The sequence below is a fragment of the Caballeronia sp. KNU42 genome (assembly GCF_053760385.1).
In genome coordinates, this window is the sequence record NZ_CM132388.1 from 2,008,200 (window position 1) to 2,031,286 (window position 23,087).

The 23,087-nt window shown below is 58.6% G+C and carries 13 protein-coding genes; 3 read left to right on the forward strand and 10 right to left on the reverse strand.

All coding sequences use genetic code 11. From position 1 onward, the window contains the following. The first annotated feature begins 119 nt into the window (after positions 1-119). Positions 120-1,625: a mannose-1-phosphate guanylyltransferase/mannose-6-phosphate isomerase gene (locus tag ACSOSP_RS09010; RefSeq protein WP_455310697.1), complete on the forward strand. Its 1,506-nt coding sequence runs from the start codon at positions 120-122 to the stop codon at positions 1,623-1,625. A 97-nt stretch (positions 1,626-1,722) separates the two neighbouring features. Here the strand turns inward: ACSOSP_RS09010 and ACSOSP_RS09015 are convergent, their stop codons facing one another. From ACSOSP_RS09015 to ACSOSP_RS09030, 4 genes are all read right to left on the reverse strand, one after another. Then, positions 1,723-2,691, reverse strand: a complete 969-nt coding sequence (locus ACSOSP_RS09015) for a transposase (RefSeq protein WP_455310699.1) — start codon at positions 2,689-2,691, stop codon at positions 1,723-1,725. 358 nt (positions 2,692-3,049) lie between these two features. Next, positions 3,050-4,081 (reverse strand): glycosyltransferase family 9 protein, encoded by a 1,032-nt coding sequence (locus ACSOSP_RS09020; RefSeq protein WP_455310700.1) that lies wholly within the window; start codon positions 4,079-4,081, stop codon positions 3,050-3,052. A gap of 225 nt (positions 4,082-4,306) precedes the next feature. Continuing rightward, positions 4,307-6,568, reverse strand: coding sequence for a polysaccharide biosynthesis tyrosine autokinase (locus ACSOSP_RS09025; RefSeq protein WP_455310701.1), 2,262 nt, complete (start codon positions 6,566-6,568; stop codon positions 4,307-4,309). A gap of 468 nt (positions 6,569-7,036) precedes the next feature. Continuing rightward, the gene (locus ACSOSP_RS09030; protein WP_455310702.1) at positions 7,037-8,311 is read right to left on the reverse strand and encodes a glycosyltransferase; all 1,275 of its coding nucleotides are present in this window, start codon (positions 8,309-8,311) and stop codon (positions 7,037-7,039) included. A 570-nt stretch (positions 8,312-8,881) separates the two neighbouring features. Here ACSOSP_RS09030 and ACSOSP_RS09035 point away from each other — a divergent pair. Then, a complete protein-coding gene (locus tag ACSOSP_RS09035; protein ID WP_455310703.1) occupies positions 8,882-10,138 on the forward strand; it encodes an oligosaccharide flippase family protein in 1,257 nt (418 codons plus the stop codon). A gap of 677 nt (positions 10,139-10,815) precedes the next feature. Here ACSOSP_RS09035 and ACSOSP_RS09040 read toward each other — a convergent pair. Next, the gene (locus tag ACSOSP_RS09040; RefSeq protein WP_455310704.1) at positions 10,816-11,931 is read right to left on the reverse strand and encodes a glycosyltransferase family 4 protein; all 1,116 of its coding nucleotides are present in this window, start codon (positions 11,929-11,931) and stop codon (positions 10,816-10,818) included. Between the two features lie 15 nt (positions 11,932-11,946). Between ACSOSP_RS09040 and ACSOSP_RS09045 the strand changes: the two genes are divergently transcribed. After that, positions 11,947-12,171 (forward strand): hypothetical protein, encoded by a 225-nt coding sequence (locus ACSOSP_RS09045; protein ID WP_455310705.1) that lies wholly within the window; start codon positions 11,947-11,949, stop codon positions 12,169-12,171. A gap of 993 nt (positions 12,172-13,164) precedes the next feature. On the opposite strand, the gene ACSOSP_RS09050 is transcribed toward ACSOSP_RS09045, so the two are convergent. The 5 genes from ACSOSP_RS09050 to ACSOSP_RS09070 all read right to left on the reverse strand — a co-directional run bounded on the left by ACSOSP_RS09050 (position 13,165) and on the right by ACSOSP_RS09070 (position 22,988). After that, complete coding sequence (locus tag ACSOSP_RS09050) at positions 13,165-14,232, reverse strand: beta-glucosidase (RefSeq protein WP_455310904.1); 1,068 nt, start codon at positions 14,230-14,232, stop codon at positions 13,165-13,167. Positions 14,233-16,229: 1,997 nt separating this feature from the next. Further along, positions 16,230-17,429, reverse strand: a complete 1,200-nt coding sequence (locus ACSOSP_RS09055) for a glycosyltransferase (RefSeq protein ID WP_455310707.1) — start codon at positions 17,427-17,429, stop codon at positions 16,230-16,232. A 531-nt stretch (positions 17,430-17,960) separates the two neighbouring features. After that, positions 17,961-20,222: a polysaccharide biosynthesis tyrosine autokinase gene (locus ACSOSP_RS09060; RefSeq protein WP_455310708.1), complete on the reverse strand. Its 2,262-nt coding sequence runs from the start codon at positions 20,220-20,222 to the stop codon at positions 17,961-17,963. A 115-nt stretch (positions 20,223-20,337) separates the two neighbouring features. Then, on the reverse strand, positions 20,338-21,651 hold the full coding sequence (locus tag ACSOSP_RS09065; protein ID WP_455310709.1) for a cellulase family glycosylhydrolase: 1,314 nt from the start codon (positions 21,649-21,651) through the stop codon (positions 20,338-20,340). After that, on the reverse strand, positions 21,648-22,988 hold the full coding sequence (locus ACSOSP_RS09070; protein ID WP_455310710.1) for an O-antigen ligase family protein: 1,341 nt from the start codon (positions 22,986-22,988) through the stop codon (positions 21,648-21,650). Before ACSOSP_RS09070 ends, ACSOSP_RS09065 begins: the two co-directional genes overlap by 4 nt. Positions 22,989-23,087: the final 99 nt, after the last annotated feature.

Genomic DNA, 23,087 nt, shown 5'->3' on the forward strand with positions numbered 1-23,087 from the left:
GCACCAAATTACCGACTTGAGTATATCGAGTGATTATTTTTCTGTTTTTTGATTTATCAGCCATTTAGTACGTGATAAAAATTGTAATACCCGATCAAGCTCAAGGAGCTCCCCTCGTCATGACCGCTCTCGACACGACATTCAACACCACCCCACTCACGCCTGCCTCAACTGAAATCAAGCTCAGGATCCAGCCGGTCATCCTGGCCGGCGGCGCGGGCACACGCCTGTGGCCCATGTCGCGGGAGCACTTCCCCAAGCAGTTGATCGGTTTGATCGGTGACCAGTCGCTGCTGCAATCCACCGCACAGCGGCTGGACGGCCTCACCTATGGCACGGCCCGTATTGACGACGCAATCATCGTGTGCGGCGAAGATCATCGCTTTACGACCGCCGACCAATTGCGGGCCGGCGGCAAGCGCGCGCGTCTCGTCCTCGAGCCGCTTGCGCGCAATACGGCGCCCGCGCTGACCGTTGCCGCCATGCACGCGATGGCGGATGGCGAGGACGCCATCCTCGTCGTCATGCCCGCAGATCATGTTGTTACGGATACCGAATCGTTTCACAAGGCGATCGGTGCAGGCGCCAAATGCGCGCAGGACGGTGCGATCGTCACCATGTGTATCGTGCCGACGCATGCGGAAACCGGCTACGGGTACATCAAGGTTGGCCAGCAGATGCTTAGCTCAGGCGCATGGCAACTCGAAAAATTCGTGGAGAAACCGCATCTCGAACTCGCGCGCCAGTACGTCAGCTCCGGCGAATACTGGTGGAACGCGGGTATTTTCATTGTGCGCGCTTCGGTGTGGCTCAAGGCCATCGAGCACTTCCAGCCTGCCATCCACGCTGCCTGCCGCGCCGCCTGCGATGCCGGCACGCACGACGGCGAGTTTTTCCGCCTGGACAAGCAGGCGTTCGCGGCCTCGCCGTCAGACTCCATCGACTACGCCGTGATGGAGCAGCTGGCCAACGACCAGAGCGTCTGCTCGGGCGCCGTCGTACCGTTGAACGCGGGCTGGTCGGATGTGGGCTCGTGGGACGCGATCTGGAAGATCCTGCCTAAGGATAGCGAAGAAAACGTCGCGCGTGGCCGCGTGATGTTTCAGGGAGCGTCATCGACGTACGCGCATTCCGAGGGCCGACTGATCGCGTGCGTGGGCACGCATAACCTCGTGATCGTGGAAACGGCGGATGCCATTCTCGTGGCGGCCAAGGAGTGCGTGCAGGACGTCAAGGCGATCGTCGGGCGCATCAAGGCAGAGCAAGGCAAGGAGGCCGCCGATCATCGCAAGGTGCATCGGCCGTGGGGTCACTACGATTCCATCGATAACGGCGAGCGTTTCCAGGTCAAGCGGATCGTGGTGAAACCGGGTGCGCGGCTGTCATTGCAAATGCATCATCACCGCGCCGAGCACTGGGTCGTGGTGCGGGGTACGGCGCTTGTCACGCGTGGCACCGAGACGTTTATTCTTGCGGAGAACGAGTCCACCTACATCCCGATCGGCGTGCAGCACCGGCTCGAGAACCCGGGCAAGATGCCGCTTGAAATGATCGAGGTGCAATCGGGCACCTATCTGGGCGAAGACGATATTGTCCGTTTCGACGACAAGTACGGCCGGCAATAAAAAACGCTGTGCGGGGCGTGATTCACATGCCCCGCACAGCGTTTCGAGTCAACACCATTCAAACCGGAAGAGACGTAGTCCTGTGCACTATCCAGCGTCAGCCTTGCACGTCCGCATAGCGCCGAACTTCAGCGCGTTCCGGCGCTGCGGCACGTTCATGCTTCGGATCTTTCTGCGCGTGGCTGGCGGCATTCTCGACGGAAGCCGCACGATGCGGCGCGTCCGTGGCGTTTTGCACGGGATGGGTGATGCGGGTGGATTGCGCCGCGATCCATCTGCGGGACCATTCGAGCGCGTACTCTGCCGCATCCGCCGGGTCCTCGTAGCGCGGACCGATCAGGCCGGAACGCTCCACCCGACGGCCGTCCTTCACGATTTCGGCCCAGCCGCGGAACATGCTGCCCGCTACCGGCCGCGCGATGGCGTAGATGGCGTAACCGTGGCCGTCATGCACGGGGGCGCAGTCGGGTTCGAAGGCCATTGGCATGGGATCGACGGAATGCGGTCGTGCGCCCGAAGTTTCGCGCTGCAGCGAACGCATGGCCGAGGAGGCCATGGCCGCCCGGGCCGGCGACAACGGCGTTGGCGCATTGGCGCGCGCAACGTCGTGCGCTTCAGCGATCCGGCGCGGGACAGTAGCAAACAGCGCGTCCACCGCGTTTGCGCCATTTCCTTCAGAACCACCCCACGACTCCGGGTTCTGCCAGAACACGCCGCGCAGCCGATCGCATTCGTAGGCGGCCTGCGTCTGGCGCGGCGGCGCTTCAACTGGCGCGGACGGCACGATGGCGAAGGAGCGGCCACGCGATGCGAGCCGCGTCACCATTTCGATCAGCGTGCCGTTCATTTGCCAGTCGTTGAAACGGCGGCGGCAGGTGGGCACGGTCGGATAGTGACTGGGCAGCTTCGACCAGGTTTCGCCGGTGGTGAGAATCCACAGCACGGCATTCACGATCGTGCGCGGATGCGCACGCGGACGGCCACGGCGGTGTTCACGGACTTCACCTTCCGTCACGAGCGGCGCAACTTGTGCCCACTCTTCATTACTGAGTTCATCAAAAAACATTGCGTTGCTCCGTGCAGCCGGACTGTGCTGCGAATGTTGAACCAAGCGTAGCAGGCGTTTTTTCTGCCCGCAAAACGGATGAATCAAGAAATTCCTGGTGTTCGCAAACGTTTGCCAAAAACAACAAGATGGTGCATGTAATCTGCATCAAATCCGCTAGCTGGTGCACAACAGGTTCCAAAGCGGCGCACAATCTACTCTGATACTTGCGTATGAAGATTGTTGCAGGAAGCATACCACCCTAATGGTTTGCCCGAATATGACAAAGCAGTAGATTTTCGGGGAATCTTATTAGAAATAATTCTTACATATACAAGTAATTTGTTCCGATCAATCGGTGAAGAATTAAGTAAAGCTGTTAAGTAAATCCATAAAAGCCAGCATCCAGCTTTAGCGCCCGATAAGCGCGTTCGACCCGCTCCACATCTGATGCCTGGTTACTGGCTTGTATGCCTTCCAATTCAGGAACAGGCAAGGAGACAGGCTTGCAGCGCAAATAGTCCCGCACCCGCAAATCTGGTGCGATGGTAGTGAAGAACGCCGTCGTCGGGATATCAAAGCCGGCAGCTATATGAACGGCGGCTGTGTCTGGCGTCACCAGATAAGCGGCATGCTTGATCCATGCGAGAAAATCCGCCGTGTCGGGCGCTCGCGAGGCGACGTCATTGTAAAGCATATGGCCGATGTCCCCAAAACCCACTATGGGGAGGCCGAAACGCTGCCATAGGGCTTCGACGAGATCGCTACGCACGGACTCCGGAATGCTGCGCACGGGGGTACTTGCAGCCGGGCACAGCAATACGTAATCGCCGTTTAGTCCCTTAGGCCGCGGCAGCTCCAGTTTCTGCAGCCAGTGATTGCGCTTGTCCGTGGACGGGACGTCGTCAGCCTTTATCCCCATTGCATCGATAAAAAAATCGATCATGGGCAGCGTCGCAAACTTGGGCCAGAATAAATGATTACCTAAGTCGATGCGTAACTCTGTGTAAGGGAGTGTGTCGAGATTCACGGGTAAATCGATCACGGAACCCAATAGCGGTGCGGCCAGCTCGTAAAGACGCTTTACATAGCCGGGCGTGTGAGCCGGTCGATAAATCGTGAAGGAAATGTGCGGAAATCGCGCCTTGATGGCAGTAAGCGCGGTAATTCCAATGACTGAATCGCCGAGTGTCACACCCATGCCATTAATCACGTGTATGCGTGATACCGAGGCATAGTCAGGACTGAATGGGTTCAATGCGGCATTGTTGATGCCATTGGACAGCCCGAGAGCGCGATATCCGAGCGCGGGTGTATTGGTCACTTCCAGATCGTACGACGCTACGATCTCGCCGCCCGGCGAGAGCAGCGAACCCGCATTCGTCAGCGCTGATACTTCGTCTAGCACCATCCGCGGCGCTCCTGGCGCGTCGCCTGCGTCAACACACCAATTTTTCATTGACGCAAGCATACATGCCGAACATTAACCGGCGCAAACGCTTTGCCACGCCGGCATGACCATCATTCAATCACCGCCGGTCGAAACACCTCATCGTGCTTGGGGTCGGGACGGACCTACCTTAAGCCGTCCCGATACCCCCGAGCACACACATCCGCCCTCCTCCCTCTATTTCGACTAATGCTTGCTGGCGGCAAGATACAGGCCGTACTCGTCGCGCTCTCCGTAGCGCCCCGGCAAGAAGCCGTTGAAGATATGCCCGCCCACCCGCGCCCCGACGTTCTCCAGCCGCCGAATCGTTTCTTCTAGCTGGCGTGCACCCGTGTGATCGGCTCGCGATACCAGCAGCACCAGATCACAGTCTTGCGCGGCGATCGACAACGCATCGCTCACCGGAAGAACGGGCGGCGAATCGATCACCACGTAATCGTACGTTTCACGCAGCGTCGAGAGCATCTGCTGGAACGCAGGCCGTCCCAGAAGCTCCGACGGGTTCGAGGGCACAGCCAGCCCCGCATTCAACACCGAGAGGTTGCCCTCATCAAGCTTCACGATCGCTTCTTCCACCCGCGCCGTGCCCTCCAGCACTTCTGCCAGCCCTGCCCCGCTGCGCTCCTTCAGCAAATGCCTCAGCCGGCCCTGGCGCATGTCCGCATCGATAAGCACCACCGATGCGTTCGTTTCCGCCAGCAGGTACGCAAAATTGGATGACACAAAACTCTTGCCCACTCCCTGGGTCGGACCGGTGAACAGAATCACCTTGCCCGCGCTCAGGTCGCCCGTTTCCAGCAACGCCCTCATACTGCTGCGCAACGAGCGCAATGCTTCGATGCCCGGGTCCGTCGGGCTATTCGCCGCCAGCAGCTTCGCTGGCGTACCCAGGCGGCGGCGCGCGTCGCTGCTGTGCTGCAGTTGCGCCGACGATTGCGCGACCACGGCCAGGCGCGGCACATGCGAAATGTAGTCAATTTCTTCCGGTGTCCGAAGTTCCTTACGATTGAGCGAGATAAGATGCACCGTCACCGTGCTCACGAACAACCCGCCAAGAATCGAGCCCAGCAGCACAATCGCATTGCGCGGCCACGACTGCTTCTCCGGCGTAATCGCCCAGTCAACCACGCTGACTCCGGGCGCCGTGCTCGCGGCCGCCACTTCCAGTTGCTGTGCATTGGTCAGCACGCTGGTATATAACTGCGTGCTCACGGCCACATCGCGCGCAAGCCTGACATATTCGCGCTGAATGCTCGGCAACTTTGTCGCCGTGTCGCTCAGCTGCTGGATCTGCCGATTCACCTGATCAAGCTGCGATGCCGCCGCCTGATATGTCGGGCTATCGGGGCGGAACTTTTGCTTCTGCTCGTCCAACTGCAGTTGCAAGCGAGTCTGCGTATCGGCGAGGGTGCTCAAGCGCGTGATCAGCGCCGTACCTTGCTGACCCATGTCGACCATGCTCGTCTTCGTGCGGTAATCATTGAGGCGGTTCTCCGCGCTCTCCAGATCCGATTTCAGTCCCGGCAGACGCCCGCGCAGGAAGTTCAGGCTCAGTTGCGCCTGCTCGGCACGGTATTCCTCGTCACGCTTCAAATACGTCCTCACGATGGTGTTGACCATCATTTGTGCGCTCAGGGGCGAATCGGACTGATAGCTCAGGCTCATGATCGACGGGTCACGGATTGTCGAACCCTGGCTCGCAACCGTTGCTTTCAGCGCCTTGCTCACGTTCTCGTAGACCGCCTGCTCGGACTCGCTACGCAGCGTGAACTCCACACCAGGGCGTGCGCGCAACGTATCGATGCGCAACTCGCCGGGTGCATCGCCCTCGGGCGTTGTCACAGTAAAGGGGACCAGCTGCCCAACGTGGCCCTGTGCAATCTGCGTGCCCTTCTTGTCAAACAGGGTCCATTGCCCAGCCTCGCCTGTCACCACGCGGAACTTCTGTCCCAAGGCTTCCACCGGCACGGTAAAGATGCCAGCCTTGAGCAGTTCGCCCCCCCACGCGTAGCCGCTCAACCCCAGAAACGGCGGCACCAGTTGCGTGGCGTTGACATGGCGCGAAGCTATGAAGCTGCCAATCAAGGGGAAACGACTGTCCGTTTGCACGCTCGTTTCAGCACCGGTTTGAACGATCGCGTCGCTCACAATGCTGCGCGATGTCAGAACAGCGCTTTCGTCGCTTGCCGACACCGTCGCGCTCATCGTGCCCGACACATCCGAGAGCGCGCTGATCGACGACCCGGGTTTTGTTTCGACACGCAGCACGGCCTCGGCGCGATATCGCGGCGTCGCCGTCAAAATGTACAGAGCGCCCAGGACACAAAACGTGCACATGATCGCCACAAATAACCGCTTGTGACGAACCACGCTGCGCCACAAGTCAATCAGCCCGTCGCTCTTCTTCGGCGCCGCACTAAACGACGAATGCCCGATGTATGAACTCATGTCAAACCCCTGCAATAAAAGATAAAGGCCGAGCCCGTAGGTAACAAAAGCTTCCGGCTATCGCGATAACGCCGCGAGCCTGCGATGCTTACAGCTCGAACACCATGTGTGGCATCTATGAAGAAACACTGACGAGCCGGCCGGCACTGCACACGTATGACGGTCAGCAACGCAGCTGACCCTGGCGCCCATGCGCGACTACCCGACTCTATTTTTCCACCCGTGATGTCACGCGAGCCGCGCCGCCGAGACGGTCCGAGGTAGAGCTCTTACGATCAGCAAACCGCGTTCGGCAACGGGCAATGCTTGACGCTGCCAGCGTGCCGTCCATCAACTTCATTCATTTGCAGGAGGGATCGTATATGTGCGGGTAAGCCCGGAATGTACGCCGACGCACGCTGTGCAGTAGGCTTGGGCTGCGCGCCGTTGCTGCGCGCCGCGAGGCTCCCGGCCGCGCCCGGCGGACCGCTACCGGCGCCGAGGTGACGTACTTTTCAGCCTTATATTTTCGACTGCAGTAATACGGCGGTCATAGAGACGAGCGGTTCTTTCCAGCGACGGCCGCCGCTGTGGCACTGGACGAACCAAAGGTGACTGGGTGCTCGAAAGCCCCGCTTCCGAGCGGAAGCTCGCCAACCGAACTTCCACGAACGTGCTGAGCGCCGCCTTGAAATTCCCGGCGGAGAAGCGCTCGGCGTTTTCGCGACAATTTGTCGAATTGAAGCGTCCCGAATGCTGCTCGAACGTGTCGACGGCGCTGATCAGGGACTCGATTGTTTGTTCCCCGAAAAATACACCTGTGGGCCGCTCTTCCGGCAAGCCGATGACCGACTCCAGCGCGCCGCCCTTGCCGAGTGCGATGACCGGTGTGCCGCACGCCTGCGCTTCGACGATTGAAATGTCGAAATCCTCCTCGGCCGCAAAAATAAACGCACGAGCGCGCTGCAAATGATCGTGCAGCACATCGAATGGTTGGTACCCCAGGATCTCTACGTTAGGCCCCGCGCCAGCCTTGATCCTGGCCATATCAGGGCCGTCGCCAATCACGACAAGGCGTCGCTCCGGCGTCCGTGAGAACGCCTTGACGATCAGATCTATACGCTTGTGCGGGACCATGCTCGACGCCGTTACGTAGAAGTCCTCCTTATCCATGCCGACCGATAACCCGCTGACATCGACCGGGGGATGGATCACCGTCGCGTCTCGTTGGTAAGCCTGCTGAATCCGGCGCGAACTGTAACGCGAATTGGCAATCAGATGATCGACGCCATTGGCCGAACGCGCGTCCCACGCACGAATATAGTGCAGCAGCATGCGCGCAAGGACCGATTTCGGGCGTGACGCGAACCCGGATTTCTTCAGGTTTGGGTGCTGAAACGCCCGGGCTTGGCGCAGGGACGAATGCACGTAGCTGACATGCAACTGGTCCGGGCCGACCAGTACCCCCTTCGCGAATGCATGCGAATTAGAGAGGACGAGATCGTAGTCCAATAGATCGAATTGTTCTATTGCAAGAGGCATCAACGCCAGATAGTTCATGTATCGCGTGCGCGCGAACGGGAGCTTCTGGATGAACGAGGTGTACACCTGCCGGTTTTTGAGGAACGAGCGATCTTCCAGAAAATCAACGATGGCAAAGAGGTCTGCTTGTGGAAAACATTCCAGCATGGACTGCAGAACCCTTTCGGCGCTTCCTGCGCTTCCGGCGGTCACCAGCCAGTCATGGACAATTGCTACTTTCACGATTTCTCACTTTCGCGCGCGGTGAATCCATCGTGCGCGTTCGCCCCATCGCAAATAGCACTTGAAGCGGATGCAAAGCGCGAGCACAAACATTGCTTACCGTATCGATTAAACCGCGGCGCCCCGGGCGGCACTGTTCGATGGCACACATGCGAACCCTGCCGCAAGCGGGACAATGCTCGGACCTTGCAAATTTCGTTTCGTCCACACAATGTTGTGCACCGCACCGAGCCCGTCGACAACGGGCGCCTACAATCAGGCTCACAATTCGAGGGTAGATCCAGGCATTTGTACGAAGAAAACGGACGTGCGGCGGTGCTAAGCCAAGACGAGCGCGGATTCGACACTTGTGCCGGTTCCGCACCATTGCCACGAGCTCCCCGCTTGCATCTCATAGACGACGCGACAGTTGACAGGTCGATGCTAGCTTTGTGATGGCAGTCGCAACCGCGGCTCCCCGACGCAACCGTGGCACGTCACTTCGCGCCGTTTCCATTTTTCTTTTCGCTCGGCTAGGCGTCGCAACGCGGCGCCATGCTTAGGCACTATTCAAGTCAGGATGCGCAGTCGATGGCTTCTTTTCGAAAGAATTTTGCGGTATTGATGATGCTGCAAGTTTCGACTTACGCGGCGCCGCTGCTTACCTTGCCGCTGCTTACGCGGGTGCTCATGCCAAGCGGTTATGGCCGCCTCGCGTTTGCCATGGCCTTCATTAATTACTTCATCGTACTGACCAATTACGGCTTTAGCCTGACCGCCACGCCGCAGATTTCCATCAACCGTGACAACCGGGCAGCGCGTTCACGCATTTTTTGGGAAACCATCCTGTCGCAAGCCATGATTACGGCGGTTGGATTTGTCGTGCTGGTGGCGCTGTCGTTCACTTTCGAGCGGCTCGAACAGGATCGCGCATTGCTGATCCTCGGCTTTGGCTCGGCGATTGGCGCCATGTTGATTCCTACCTGGTATTTCCAGGGGATCGAAGACCTCCGCGTATTCAGCATCATCATCTTCACCGGGCGCGCGCTGAGCGTGCCGGCCATGTTCCTGCTGGTGCACACTCGCGAGGACATCTACTGGGCGATGGGCGTCAACATGCTCGTGCCGCTGCTGTCAGGGATCGCGAGCGTCAGCTACCTGTATCTGCGCCGCGAGCTGGATTTCGTTGCCGTGCCTATGCGCGACCTTGTGAAGGCGCTGAAGAATGGCTGGGGCATCTTCATGGCCACGGCCGTCTTCGATATTTATACGTCCAGCAACGTCGTGTTGCTTGCGCTGATATCGGGCGACGTCACAGCGGGGTATTTCGCGGCCGGTGACAAACTGATACGCGCCGCGCTCGCCATGATGAGTCCGCTAAGAAGCGCTGCGTATCCGCGTATCAGCTACTTGATGCATCACGCCCGCGAGGACGCATTCGATTTCCTACGCAAGATGCTGGCGTTTCAGGGAGTCCTTCTTGCGATTGTGTCGCTGACGATTTTCCTGGGCGCGCCGATCGCGGTCAAGATACTTTATGGCGCGCAGTTTGCGCCGACGGTGAACGTCCTCCGATGGATGGCGTTCATACCGTTCATGTCGGGGTTTTCCGACATATTCGGGGTTCAGACCATGCTCCCGCTTGGGATGAGGTCGCAGTTCAGCCGCGTGTTGATTGTCTCCGCTTTCCTGAATTTCGGATTGCTGGCTTTGCTTGCGAGGCTCTATGGCGAGCAAGGCGCAGCGGCAACCGTGCTCACGGTCGAGACGTACATCGCAGTGGCCATGGGCGCGACGTTGTATTTTCAGAAAGTGCCCTTTCTTAGACGACGTCCCCTTGCGTCGTGATAGAAATTCGCTTCCTCCATCGTCCGATATTTGCCTGACGGGGTCATCCCGTTTGGTCGTTTGAACGGCTGCGCATCGCAGATGTGCAGCTGGTGTCTCGTTACGTCTCAGATGTCGGATGCAGCCTGGGCAGCTTGATGCGGGCATCGTCGGTGGTGAAATGCCGGCCTCTTGCCCAAAGCGGCGGCAACACCTCTTAAGGCACACAATAGCCGGAGACGTTTTACAAGTCCGCGTTGGTTGTGCTGCGATCCGCCCAGGGAACACCGAAGAGCCAGGCCTCTGTCTGGCGATGAATGGCCGCGAGACTACGACTGCCAGTGGTCACAGCGGCGAACTCGCCGCTTGTTTCCCCTAACGTAAAAACTGGCACTTGCATCCAGACGTGTCTGGATGCAAGTGCCAGTCGGTAGAGGTGCCGCCTCATGCGCGGTAGCGCCGCCGTTACATTAACCTGGCAACGCACGGTCGAGGGACTCAAGACTTGCGCCGATGCCGGGTCGCAAAGGATCGCGTTTTCTTCATGCCAGGGAGAAGGGATCCATTCGCCGCTCTTGCTGCCTTCGGCGACAGCACGGGACGGATCTTTGAGCACAGATGCATGACTTCAAAAACAACCTGAAGCATGATGACGTCGGTTCGACGGCGCCGTCTCGGCGCCGTCGAACCGCGCGGATTTATCCGACCGTCGGACGCTCCGTAAGCTGAGGCGCTGTTGCATAGGCCTCGCCGTATAACACTTGCAGCAGCTTGCTCGCGGCGCGATCCCATCTGAATTGCTGGGCGTGGCGCAAGCCCAACTCCCGATACCGCTGCTGTAGTTCCTTGTCGGCCAGCATCAGCGAAATCTTGGCGGCGATGTCGTCGATCGATTTCGCATCGCAGTACATGGCCGCATCGCCGCACACCTCGGGAAGCGAGGCCTCAGTCGATACGATCACCGGGCAACCGCAATACATTGCCTCCAACGGCGGCAACCCGAACCCTTCATAGAGCGAGGGAAACACCAGGCATGCCGCATCGCCGTAGAGCGCCTTCAGCTCGCCATCGCTGACGAAACCCGCATATACAACCTGATCCGATTGCTGCTGCTCCATGGCGTGCCCTGAACCAAAGACACGCGGGTTGGCAGCACCCACGACAACAAACTTTATGTCGCGCAGATGACCGAGCTGCGGCAACGCATCGAGTACTCGCTGCAAGTTCTTGCGGGAATCGAGACTGCCCACGATCACGCAATACGAGCCTTTCGTCAGGTCCAGCCGCGACAAAACGGCGGGATCGCTGACTACGCGGTCGAGATGGTCGGCGCCGTTGGGGATCACCGCCACGCGCGCCTCGTCAATGCCGAGGTGATGACAGATGCGCTCCTTCGAGAAGGCCGACACCGTGAGGATGACCTTCGCCTGCCGATGCAGGATCGAAAACTTCAGCTTGTACCAGAGCCTGAATTTTTTCGAGAATGCATAGGGCACGTCGTATACAGCCATGTCGTGGAGCATCACGATCTGGTTGCTCTTGAATAGCGGGCCGGTGTTGCACAGGCTGATGAGCGTCTGGTGAGTGGTTGCCAAGGGCAACGCAATTTGCTCCCAGAGGTTGCCTTTGAACCATGAGCACATCCGCTTGCGTTTAAGCGACAGACTGGCGCCGGCTGCATCTGGTGGAACCACCACTTCGAGTTCGTCGGCAGGAAGCTCACGCGCTTGCAGGGCTCGCGTCAGTTCGTAGGCGGTGCGTTGGACGCCGGTGATACGTTGCGCGGTAAACTTGCCATTGATTGCGAATTTCACGAGACCTCCGCCGCGATGGCACTTGCTGATTGTTTGATAGAGGCCGCAGTCAAGCCACGCCCCGCCAACGCGTTTTGCATCATGGATTTCCGTGCTGAACGCCCGTTCAGTGAGCTGGGATTGGTCTGTGTTGCGCCTTTGGTGACCACCGGCAAAACCTCTGCCCGAGCGCTCAACGCGGCGCATGAATTCATTCCGATTACCTGGACTGTGCTGATGGATTTCCGGGCGCGCTCATGAGCGACTAGCCGTGCTTTCATGCGACCCTCTCCGAAATAAAGCTATCGACAACTTGAATGGCGGGCATCGCCGTTTTTCGTCGAGACTCCAAAGCCATGGACCGCGCAGAGCACGACATTTCAGTCGTTGTGCTCGCGATGGTGCTGCTGGACTCGCACGTATCCCGGCGTTACACGCGTACAGATGCAACGATAGTTGGCGAGGGCCGCCGCCACCGTGCGGACGGGCACATAGGTCAACGCAATTCGAACCGCAGGCTCAAGGGGTCACAAATCGGTGGCGCGCCAAACGCTCACGGCTGCGATCAGGCAGCCGCGAGCGTTTGCGCTTTAGTCTTTAGTCAAATCGATGTATGGCGCCGCGACGATGGCGGCAAGGTACGAGTCAAGGCGGTAGCGGCGGGCCACTACGCTTGCGGTGCGGAGGATTTCGGTAAGAGCGACGCACATCCAGCGGAGACACGACAGCGCGTGTCAGGATGGATCGCCCGAGTCGGGCTTGCAAATACAGCGATGCAAGCCAGGCATGGCCGCGCACCAAGAACTGCTTTGCGCATTACGTCAGTTGTTTCGCCGCTCGCGTCGACATGTGCGCCGAGGCTGTAGCAGACGTGGAAGGTATTGCTCAACGAAGGTTGAATTGATGCGCGGCGTTCGGTGCCGCTTCGGGGCGTCCGGCTCGTTGCATTCGCCCGCAGTAAAGCTCTGATGAATCGATGCGTCGCGTCGGTCGACGGTGTCTTCACCGGGATTTACCGGCCCCAGCAGACGCAACGAAACGGATGGTTCTGTGATGAGGTGAGATCAGACCTGCTAGCGCAACACCTGCCTTGTATAAGGCGTTGCAGTGCCCGAAAGGACTCGGGTACCGGCAGTTCAGCCCGATGAAACGCCTGGGCCTCGAGCGGCGCTGGCGATGCCCGCCCGAGAGCCTTGGAAACGAACGTAGCCGCAGCGGTCTGCTGCGGCTAGCGTTAGCGGCTCAAAGATGCGCTCAGTGCGCCGTCGCAGCGACCGGGCTAGCCGCGATCATCGACTTCAAGGTCGCATAAGTCGCTTTCTGGGCGGTGGCGCTGGTCAGCACGCCAAAGTCATCATTGGGGTAGTCGTACAGCTCATACCAGGTGGCGCCGATCACGTTGTATGTGGCCTTGGCCGCGGCGAGTTCCGCGATGGTTTGCGTGATGTACGTCTGCTGCGCCGACGTGCTCTGGTCCGGACTGGAGCCGATTTCGGTGAAAATAATCGGCAAGTTGTACGTGGACTTCAGCTTCGCGAGCACGTTGTAGGTGCCAGACTGGCCGATGGCGTTCTCGAAGTCACCGCCGTCCTGATACCAATGCCACTGGATGATATCGGGCGAGATCGTCGGGTGCCCGGTGGTGCCGTCCGGCTGCGTGCCGGTCATCAGGCCCGCGAGGAAACCAAAATGCAGCCAGCCCGAGGTTGCGTTCGCAATAACCTTGGTGACGTGACCGGTATCGACCGAGCGCCAGCCGTCTTCGGCTCCGCGCAGCGAGCCGCGCCAAATGGGGAAAGTCGAATTATCGTAGTCCGAAATATCCTCACCATCGCTCGCGATCCCTGCGTTATGGCTATCCAGGTCGTACTCGTTGCCGAACTCCACCACCGGGATGCCCGCGAACTTGGTCGCTGCATAGGCCGACATGGTGTACGCATAGGCATACGCACTCGCTTCAGTCGGCGTAGCGCCATTCAGAGACGGGTCGTTCCACGGGTTGGCGATGATAACCGGCTGGACCTGCACGTTAGAGCCCAGTCCAGGAATCACTGTGTTCGCAATGGTGTCAATGTCCTGTGTCGAGTACATGTCCTGCCGGAAGTTGGTCACCCCCAGGTCCCCGAGCGACGCGGCTTGCGTGCTAAACGGGACCGACGCGGACAAGCCGCCTTGCACATAGTGGCCGTTGATGCCGTAGAAAGGGATTGCCGGGCCTGTCGACACGGCCGTCGTCGCCGTCGCGGCGGAAGTTGCCGGAGTTGCTGTGGCTGCAGTTGTTGTAGCCGGTGTTGCAGCAGGTGTCGCGGTTGCGGCAGGTATCGCGGTTGCAGCAGGTGTCGCAGTTGCGGTTGCCGCCGGACGCGGATCGCTTGATGCTGCCCAACTGTTGTTCGTCCAGACCGACCAAACATTCGCCGAATTGTTCACATACATCTTCCCTGCGTACCAAAGCAGCAGTGTGGCTTGACCCGGCGAGTTAGTCGTCTGGGTTGCCCTGAAGACCACACCATTCGTGAGGGTCCAGACCGCACCCGACGAATCGTTGATCGAGGTGGCGGGCGGAATTGCAGTTCCGCTGACCGACGCGGGATGCTGTGCTACGTCGACGTTGGTTGCCGAACCCGCCACGTTGGCATCACTCGCTGAGCCGCCACCACCGCCGCCGCAAGCAGCCAGTGAAAGGCAAAGTGCGGACGCGCCGATTACATTTAGTCGTACTAACATAATGAATTCTCCATCGCCGAATGATCCGACGAAAATGATTGGAAAAAAGAGCATCTGGATCGACCACTTGACGGCCTGACCAACACGAGCCCTTCGATCTCTCAGTTAAAAATCTCGGTCGCAGCCGCTGAGACGCGGCCCCCCGAATCAATTATTTTGGGGTCCTAACAGATAACGCAGCAGTAACAAAATCATTACATTTGCCTGTCACTGGATGGTGCTAGACGCTCAGAACGGCGCGCAAAAATCGGGTTGCGGAACAGTCCGTGGATGCCGCAAACGGGCTGACGGACGGCGATTTTTGATCCGAACTGGTTTACGGGTGAGCCGTGGGCGCCGAAGCATAGAACGCGACCACTGCGAGGTACTACTGATCACGCGGCGTTACCGACCTGCCGGTGATGATCTGAATGCCCGGGTCGACCGCCACGGGACGCTGAATTCGCGAGCCCGAAAGTACAGAAGACGGCAAACCGGAACGAATATTCGACGCACCGCGCTCCACCGGCGATCAGGCCGCTGGCGAACGCCGCTGGCAGTTCCTCCGCCACGGCGTACCTCGCGACGCTGACTCGGCGTACGCCGGAAGCAATGGAGGGTGGGTAAGATCTGACCCAGGCCATTGCGCGATTGGCGGCCACGGCGTTATCACTGAGAACCCGCAAGATCGAGTCGGCGTGATGTAAAAGCGTTCTCATTAAGAAGTCCACGTTGAAGCGACAGAGGCGGAAACAGGCAAAGGAAAACCACGAACGCTAACGAAAGCGTTCGTCCTTTGGCTTGCTAGGCGAATCAGCTTAAACGGCAAAAACTACGCGCTGCTTTCAGCGTCGGAAAGACGTGTCCCGCATCGCACAATTCCAGAATGTTACACGAACGAAACGTTTCTACGCAGTAGTAAATACGTAACGCAGTGTAACTGACTGTATTTTTCCCGGAATTACCTACCACTTTTATGCTCGAACAACGGCCAATGCCCCGCGGGTAAAGGCTCCAGGCGGCGCTATCGATGAATTAGCTATATCGCTAAATTCCTCTAAAATTTCCACAACTTTCATTTCTGAATCAAATTCAAATAATCTGATTAATACGAAAGGTTTTATGTGACTATATAATCATATTACATTGATATGTCGATATAAAGACGTCAAAAATACCTTCATTGATACGTTCTGCGTAAGAATTATTGACAAGCTTTCGGAGTTGTCAGGCGAGCGGCGAGGACTCGTGAGCGCACGCGTCGGCGGTACTTCGTGGCTTCGAAGCCTCGAAATTGCGCTGCGCGGCAGAAAAGGAAGGGAAAAATCGTCCGAAGCACGCGCGGCGCAAAGAGTGAACCCGGGTCGCATCGACGCACACTTCCGAAGGACGAGGCAGATCGATCGACGAAGTACGCGCTGTTATTAAGGCATGCTTATCAAGCTGCGCTGCATACGCTCACCAATGACCGTCAATCAGATCAAGGACCAGGGAGCTTCGGCGTGTCCGCATGGTCCGTAAGAGGTCCAGCTATGTACGGCCCATGAAATAAAAAAGGCTCTGCGTCAGCAGAGCCTTTTTTCGTCGTAGCAGTTCCAGCGCAACAAGACGTCTCAGCTTGTCGCCAGCACCCTTTGCTCGCCAATGCACATGATCTGCACGAGCCGCTCTCCGTAACGAGCCGGTGAAAATTCACGCACGTCGTACTCCCGCGAGGGTGTTGACAGATGCGCGGCAAGCTCGTCCAGCGCCTTGCGAAGCGACTGCGGGTCGCTGCGGAACTTGATCTTGTTGCCAACCTGGTCGCCGAAGGTCGACAGGCTGCCGATATCGTTGACCAGCACCGGCAGGCCCAGCAACGCCGCCTCGATAATCGCGAGCGGCGCGTTTTCCGGCCAAACCGACGGCAGTACGACCGCGTCGGCTGTGCGCTGCAGCTCTTCGAAAAGTTTCGCCTGCTGCATCCGTCCGAAGAACACGACCTTCCCGCTTTCGATCAGCGGCGCAAAGCGCTTCTCGATCAGTACCCGCTCCGGTCCGTCGCCGTAAATCGCGAGGCGATTGATCCGGGCGAAGTCGATCGATTGTGCGAGCTCGATAAACTGCGCCAGCCCTTTCTCCGCCGCCACGCGCCCGATAAACGCCAGGTTGATGCTCCCGCTCGTGCACATCTTCGGGCGCAAAGGCCGCACGTTGACTGATGCAGGGTTGAACACGAGGTCAGCGTTATTGATCAGGCCGCTCTTCACCAGTGCCTGCTGCATAAAGAGGCTAGGGCAAAGGAAGACGTCGAAGATGCGCTCCGGCTTTGCCAACACGCGCATTGCGTGCCAGTGCAGCTTCTTGAGCACATCGTGCGCGAGGCCTTTGGGGCTGGATCTCAACCAGAGCGCGCGCGACGTCCGTAAGGCATCGAGCGGCAAGGTTCCAACACCCAGCTTCGTGTAGCTGAGCAGATTGGGGTTGTAATAGACGAGGTGGAAGTCGTGGCAGGTCATGTACGCGGTGTAGCGGAGTTCGCGCTTATATCGTGCGATGACGCCAAGCACCGATGCCGATAGCACGCTGTGATAGTTGTGGACCAGTACGCGATGCGGCTTGAAATCCGCCATCACCTTTGCGAGCGCGCGCGCGGCCGCGAAGTTCCACAAGCTCACGCGGCCCGCCACGGGCTCGCAGAATGTCGTCTGGTCGAAGCATTCGACCTCAACGCCTTCCACTGCGCGCAAAAGCTCCACCGACTGCCGGTACACTTCCTCGGCCCCGCCTTTCTCGGCAAAGTCGTTGATCACCAATATCCGGCATCGTTGCATGCTTGAATCTCCAATATTTCCAGTTCGATGCGGTTGCGTGCGTTGCTAGTCGAGACGTCGCCCATCAGGTCTCGTGGGCATCGGATTCGGAACGAATGAGACGCAGGCAGCCGCTGAGCGCGGCGACCCATGCAGACCGGTCATATGGGATTTCTCGCTCAGATCGATCGCCATCGCCAATGTCCCGGGTTAAGCGCCGAAAGCATGTTAAGCATACGACGAGATCCTCGTTTCGAAGGTGCGCTTCGACACGGTTCAAAGCGATCGTCTGATGTTTCCCACGCTATTTCAGCAGATAAGAGACACTCGACGCAGTCTACCGGCGTACCCATGAAAATGGGCTCGTCTTTAACGAACCCACTTCCTTTTGACCGTGCTTCTCCACGACGCTTGCTATCAATCCGGAATCAGGTGCCCTGGTATTCGAACCCACTCACTTGAACCCACTCAAAATTCAGGTCGGGACGGATTTTCCTCAAGCCTTCCCGATACCCCCGAGCATACACATCCGCCCTCCTCCCTCTATTTCGACTAATGCTTGCTGGCGGCAAGATACAGGCCGTACTCGTCGCGCTCTCCGTACCGCCCCGGCAAGAAGCCGTTGAAAATATGCCCGCCCACCCGTGCCCCGACGTTCTCCAGCCGTCGAATCGTTTCTTCCAACTGGCGTGCTCCCGTGTGATCGGCTCGCGATACCAGCAGCACCAGGTCACAGTCTTGCGCGGCGATCGACAACGCATCGCTCACCGGAAGAACGGGCGGCGAATCGATCACCACGTAATCGTACGTTTCACGCAGCGTCGAGAGCATCTGCTGGAACGCAGGCCGTCCCAGAAGCTCCGACGGGTTCGAGGGCACAGCCAGCCCCGCATTCAACACCGAGAGGTTGCCCTCATCAAGCTTCACGATCGCTTCTTCCACCCGCGCCGTGCCCTCCAGCACTTCTGCCAGCCCTGCCCCGCTGCGCTCCTTCAGCAAATGCCTCAGCCGGCCCTGGCGCATGTCCGCATCGATAAGCACCACCGATGCGTTCGTTTCCGCCAGCAGGTACGCAAAATTGGATGACACAAAACTCTTGCCCACTCCCTGGGTCGGACCGGTGAACAGAATCACCTTGCCCGCGCTCAGGTCGCCCGTTTCCAGCAACGCCCTCATACTGCTGCGCAACGAGCGCAATGCTTCGATGCCCGGGTCCGTCGGGCTATTCGCCGCCAGCAGCTTCGCTGGCGTACCCAGGCGGCGGCGCGCGTCGCTGCTGTGCTGCAGTTGCGCCGACGATTGCGCGACCACGGCCAGGCGCGGCACATGCGAAATGTAGTCAATTTCTTCCGGTGTCCGAAGTTCCTTACGATTGAGCGAGATAAGATGCACCGTCACCGTGCTCACGAACAACCCGCCAAGAATCGAGCCCAGCAGCACAATCGCATTGCGCGGCCACGACTGCTTCTCCGGCGTAATCGCCCAGTCAACCACGCTGACTCCGGGCGCCGTGCTCGCGGCCGCCACTTCCAGTTGCTGTGCATTGGTCAGCACGCTGGTATATAACTGCGTGCTCACGGCCACATCGCGCGCAAGCCTGACATATTCGCGCTGAATGCTCGGCAACTTTGTCGCCGTGTCGCTCAGCTGCTGTATCTGCCGATTCACCTGGTCAAGCTGCGATGCCGCCGCCTGATACGTCGGGCTATCGGGGCGGAACTTTTGCTTCTGCTCGTCCAGCTGGAGTTGCAAGCGAGTCTGGGTATCGGCGAGGGTGCTCAAGCGCGTGATCAGCGCCGTACCTTGCTGACCCATGTCGACCATGCTCGTCTTCGTGCGGTAATCATTGAGGCGGTTCTCCGCGCTCTCCAGATCCGACTTCAGTCCCGGCAGACGCCCGCGCAGGAAGTTCAGGCTCAGTTGCGCCTGCTCGGCACGGTACTCCTCGTCACGCTTCAAATACGTCCTCACGATGGTGTTGACCATCATTTGTGCGCTCAGGGGCGAATCGGACTGATAGCTCAGGCTCATGATCGACGGGTCACGGATCGTCGAACCCTGGCTCGCAACCGTCGCTTTCAGCGCCTTGCTCACGTTCTCGTAGACCGCCTGCTCGGACTGGCTACGCAGCGTGAACTCCACGCCGGGGCGCGCCCGCAACGTATCGATGCGCAACTCGCCGGGTGCATCGCCCTCGGGCGTTGTCACAGTAAATGGCACCAGCTGCCCGACGTGGCCCTTTGCAATCTCCGTACCCTTCTTGTCAAACAGGGTCCATTGCCCCGCCTCGCCCGTCACCACGCGGAACTTGTCTCCCAAGGCCTCCACCGGCACCTTGAACACGCCGGGCTTGAGCAGTTCGCCTCCCCATGCGTAGCCGCTCAATCCAAGAAACGGCGGCACCAGTTGCGTGGCGTTGACATGGCGCGAGGCCATGAAGTGGCCAATAAACGGAAAATGACTGTCCGTCTGCACGCTCGTTTCAGCACCGGTTTGAACGATCGCGTCACTCACAATGCTGCGCGATGTCAGAACAGCGCTTTCGTCGCTTGCCGACACTGTCGCGCTCATCGTGCCCGACACATCCGAGAGGGCGCTGATCGACGACCCGGGTTTTGTTTCGACACGCAGCATGGCCTCGGCGCGGTATCGCGGCGTCGCCAGCAAAATGTACAGCGTGCCCAGGACACAAAACGTGCACGTGATCGTCATAAATAACCGCCTGTGACGAACCACGCTGCGCCACAAGTCAACCAGCCCGTCGCTCTTCTTCGGCGCCGTACTAAACGACGAATGCCCGATGTATGAACTCATGTCAAACCCCTGCAATAAAAGATAAAGGCCGAGCCCGTAGGTAACCAAGGCTTCCGGCTATCGCGACAACCCTGCGCGCCTGCAATGCTTACAGCTCGAACTACAATCGTATGCTTTATGAAGGAACACTAATAAATACCGGTCCCAACGTCTCCGGGACTGCCTGGATACCGGTGGTCGCCCGGTGGGTGCCGTACATATCGGTCACGCTCGCATTTACAGGCAGACGAGACGTATCCAGGTCGATCGTGTTTCCGTCGCCATAGCACCAGATGACGTACTTGGTTGCGGTCGCCGTGTTCATCTTCAGAATGATGTATTTGTCGTAATCGTTGATGAAATACCTGGCGTCGCTCACGTTTTGCGTGAACGAAAATAAATACTTTGTTGCCTTGTAGGCCGGCAACTTGGTGTTGTCCACGTCCAGCAAGCCAAAGTTGTGTTCGCGATCGTGGGGATTGGGACCGTCGTTGCGCATGTCGTAATACGCCGTGAGCCCGATCTGCGAGATCCAGTTGGCCAGTAACAGACGTACCAGGTATTTGGCCTGGCGTGCGCGCGCTTTCGGCGAGTGCCCGTCATCAAGATCCGATACATAGGCGTAGCCGTAGGTGGGGTACCCCAATTCAGTCGCCCAAAGCTCCGGAACCTTGTGATAAGTCGACAAATCCTCATTCAACGCGCGGTAATCTGCAAAGACCGTCTCAGGGTATTGCTGCCGGTAAGGATGCACGCCCACCGCGTCCGGTCCCACCTGGGTCGCGCTGATGTCGCCAACGGCACGAATAAAACTTCGGTTGGCCTCCGTCACGCCGCCCGTGGCAATGATCGCTTTCGGATTGGCGGCCTTGGCCGCGTTCACGGCGGTCTTCAGCATGGTCCGATAGGCCTTGGGGGACGGATCGGCCATCCAGAATTGCTTGGAATCCTGCTCGTTCCACACCTCGAAGCGAACTTCCGCATTTTTGTAGCGAAGCGCCGATTGATAGACATAGGCATAAAACGCTGCAAGCTGGCCGGGAGTCGTCGGTGCTTGCCTCGGACTATACAAATCATTGTCATAGCCGAGGATAAAGAGCGCACCTAATCCCCTCTGCGCCAGATTGGAAACCGCCGTGTCATACGACGAGAAATTCCAGCCGTTGGCGGTCTGTACCGCCCCCCAGAAAAGGTCCGAGCGCACGAATGAGAATCCGACATCCTTGACCGCATCCAGCAACTTGGTATCACCAAGATCATGGACCGCCACACCGGTGTCGGCGCGAGACTCCGGAAACAAGGGCAATGCTGTATACGTTCTTTCGGAAGAGTTTCGCGCGCCGTCGGGGGCGATCGTCGGCGTCGCCAATGCCGGAATAGCCTGAAGAGCGAAGTAGCTCATGAGGGTCATGATCGCTCGACGAAATACAACGTCTTTTCGGCTCTTCATTTCGAGGCTTCCGTCTTAGTATTTGCGGCGCTCGGACTCCACGCGCCGCGTGCTGCCCGATCTACGGGAGACGTGGCGCGGTTGCGCCTGATTGCCGAATGCCGAACAGGGGTAAACGAGCGGGCAGGCATACGCTGTGGTGCTTGCGTGCCCCACAAGGAACGGAGCGTGACGCCCAGAAATAAAAGACAGCCAAGCGATTCGACAACATCAGTCGTGACGCCGCTGATCAATAGGAAGAACAGCATTATCCAAAGGGCCTTGTCTTCCGAGTCACGCAAAAGCACGTACCTCGTCAGCAAGAACGCGATAAGAGTCCCTCCGAGCACCCCGAAATTGGCGACTGTATAGAGAGCCAGGTTGTCCGCGTAGGCGAAAGTGAGACCGGGAAAGCTTTTGTAATAACCGGCAGCAGATCCGAATCCGCCAGGACCGATCCCCAGCCACATGAGCTTTTGCTGAAGCATGCTTTGCAGGATGAGCGGCCAGGTGTCAACGATCCGGTCCTGGAACGAAGAGAGCGAGCCGGATCCGATAACGACATCGTTCACCGCGGCGGTCGCAACATAGGATCCAAATGGGAGGACGACCATCAGTGCCGTTGCCCAGATGCAGGCTTTTCTCAGTGTCGGCGCCCGTGCAAGGAAATACAGCCCGACCACGAGTACCAGTGCGACGAGCGTCGTCTTGTTTGTCGTTGCCCAAATGGCGACTGCCGACGCAACAAGCAGCAGTAGCAAGAGGACTCTCGAGCGGAACCTGGGCAGGAGCCACGTCATCATCAGTCCAATCAGCAGTCCTGTTGAAGCACTGCTGCGCCCGAGCCCCGCCAGTCGCTTGACAAAGCCGGTGTAAGACTGTTGCGGGTTGCCTACAGCAACCCCTCCCACGTCCACACTCGTCCCCACCCACGGCATGGGCATGAAATAGTTCACGAATACGCCCACCATGCACACTATCGCGAGAATCAAAAATGCGATCCGCGCGGTGCGCCCATTCAGCATGTCAAGGGCTCCCGGGGGCGCCAGCACTGCGAACAGCATGGGAGACACCAGCCACATCCAGAAAAATACAGCCGCCAGCTGGACTCCGTTGGCAAGCGACACGCACGCCTGTACAGCGATGTATAAGCCGGTCAGGACGTGGCTGATCCTGGGCGGCCGGTGCACGAGGAGCACCACAATGCAAACCAGCATCAGGGCCTTAGGCGCGTAGAACAGCGGATTCGCTCCGACGGTCGACGCGTAGAAACGGAACGCTCCTGCCGTGACGTCGCTGGCAACCGCGATAAAGAAGGTGAAAACCCAAAGTCTGTTTATCACAAGAGATCCATTCATTTTTTCACCATCGCACGAACGCCCGAGGATGCTTAACCGTCTTAGATGCTTTCGAAAATGACGGACTTTAATGATTCCTTACACGCCCGGTATTGCGCG

Excerpts from the sequence above, each read along its gene's own strand:
- ACSOSP_RS09010 (WP_455310697.1), top strand. The coding sequence starts at position 120 with ATGACCGCTCTCGACACGACATTCAACACCACCCCACTCACGCCTGCC.
- ACSOSP_RS09015 (WP_455310699.1), bottom strand. The coding sequence starts at position 2,691 with ATGTTTTTTGATGAACTCAGTAATGAAGAGTGGGCACAAGTTGCGCCG.
- ACSOSP_RS09020 (WP_455310700.1), bottom strand. The coding sequence starts at position 4,081 with ATGGTGCTAGACGAAGTATCAGCGCTGACGAATGCGGGTTCGCTGCTC.
- ACSOSP_RS09025 (WP_455310701.1), bottom strand. The coding sequence starts at position 6,568 with ATGAGTTCATACATCGGGCATTCGTCGTTTAGTGCGGCGCCGAAGAAG.
- ACSOSP_RS09035 (WP_455310703.1), top strand. The coding sequence starts at position 8,882 with ATGGCTTCTTTTCGAAAGAATTTTGCGGTATTGATGATGCTGCAAGTT.
- ACSOSP_RS09045 (WP_455310705.1), top strand. The coding sequence starts at position 11,947 with ATGGCACTTGCTGATTGTTTGATAGAGGCCGCAGTCAAGCCACGCCCC.
- ACSOSP_RS09055 (WP_455310707.1), bottom strand. The coding sequence starts at position 17,429 with ATGCAACGATGCCGGATATTGGTGATCAACGACTTTGCCGAGAAAGGC.
- ACSOSP_RS09060 (WP_455310708.1), bottom strand. The coding sequence starts at position 20,222 with ATGAGTTCATACATCGGGCATTCGTCGTTTAGTACGGCGCCGAAGAAG.
- ACSOSP_RS09065 (WP_455310709.1), bottom strand. The coding sequence starts at position 21,651 with ATGAAGAGCCGAAAAGACGTTGTATTTCGTCGAGCGATCATGACCCTC.
- ACSOSP_RS09070 (WP_455310710.1), bottom strand. The coding sequence starts at position 22,988 with ATGAATGGATCTCTTGTGATAAACAGACTTTGGGTTTTCACCTTCTTT.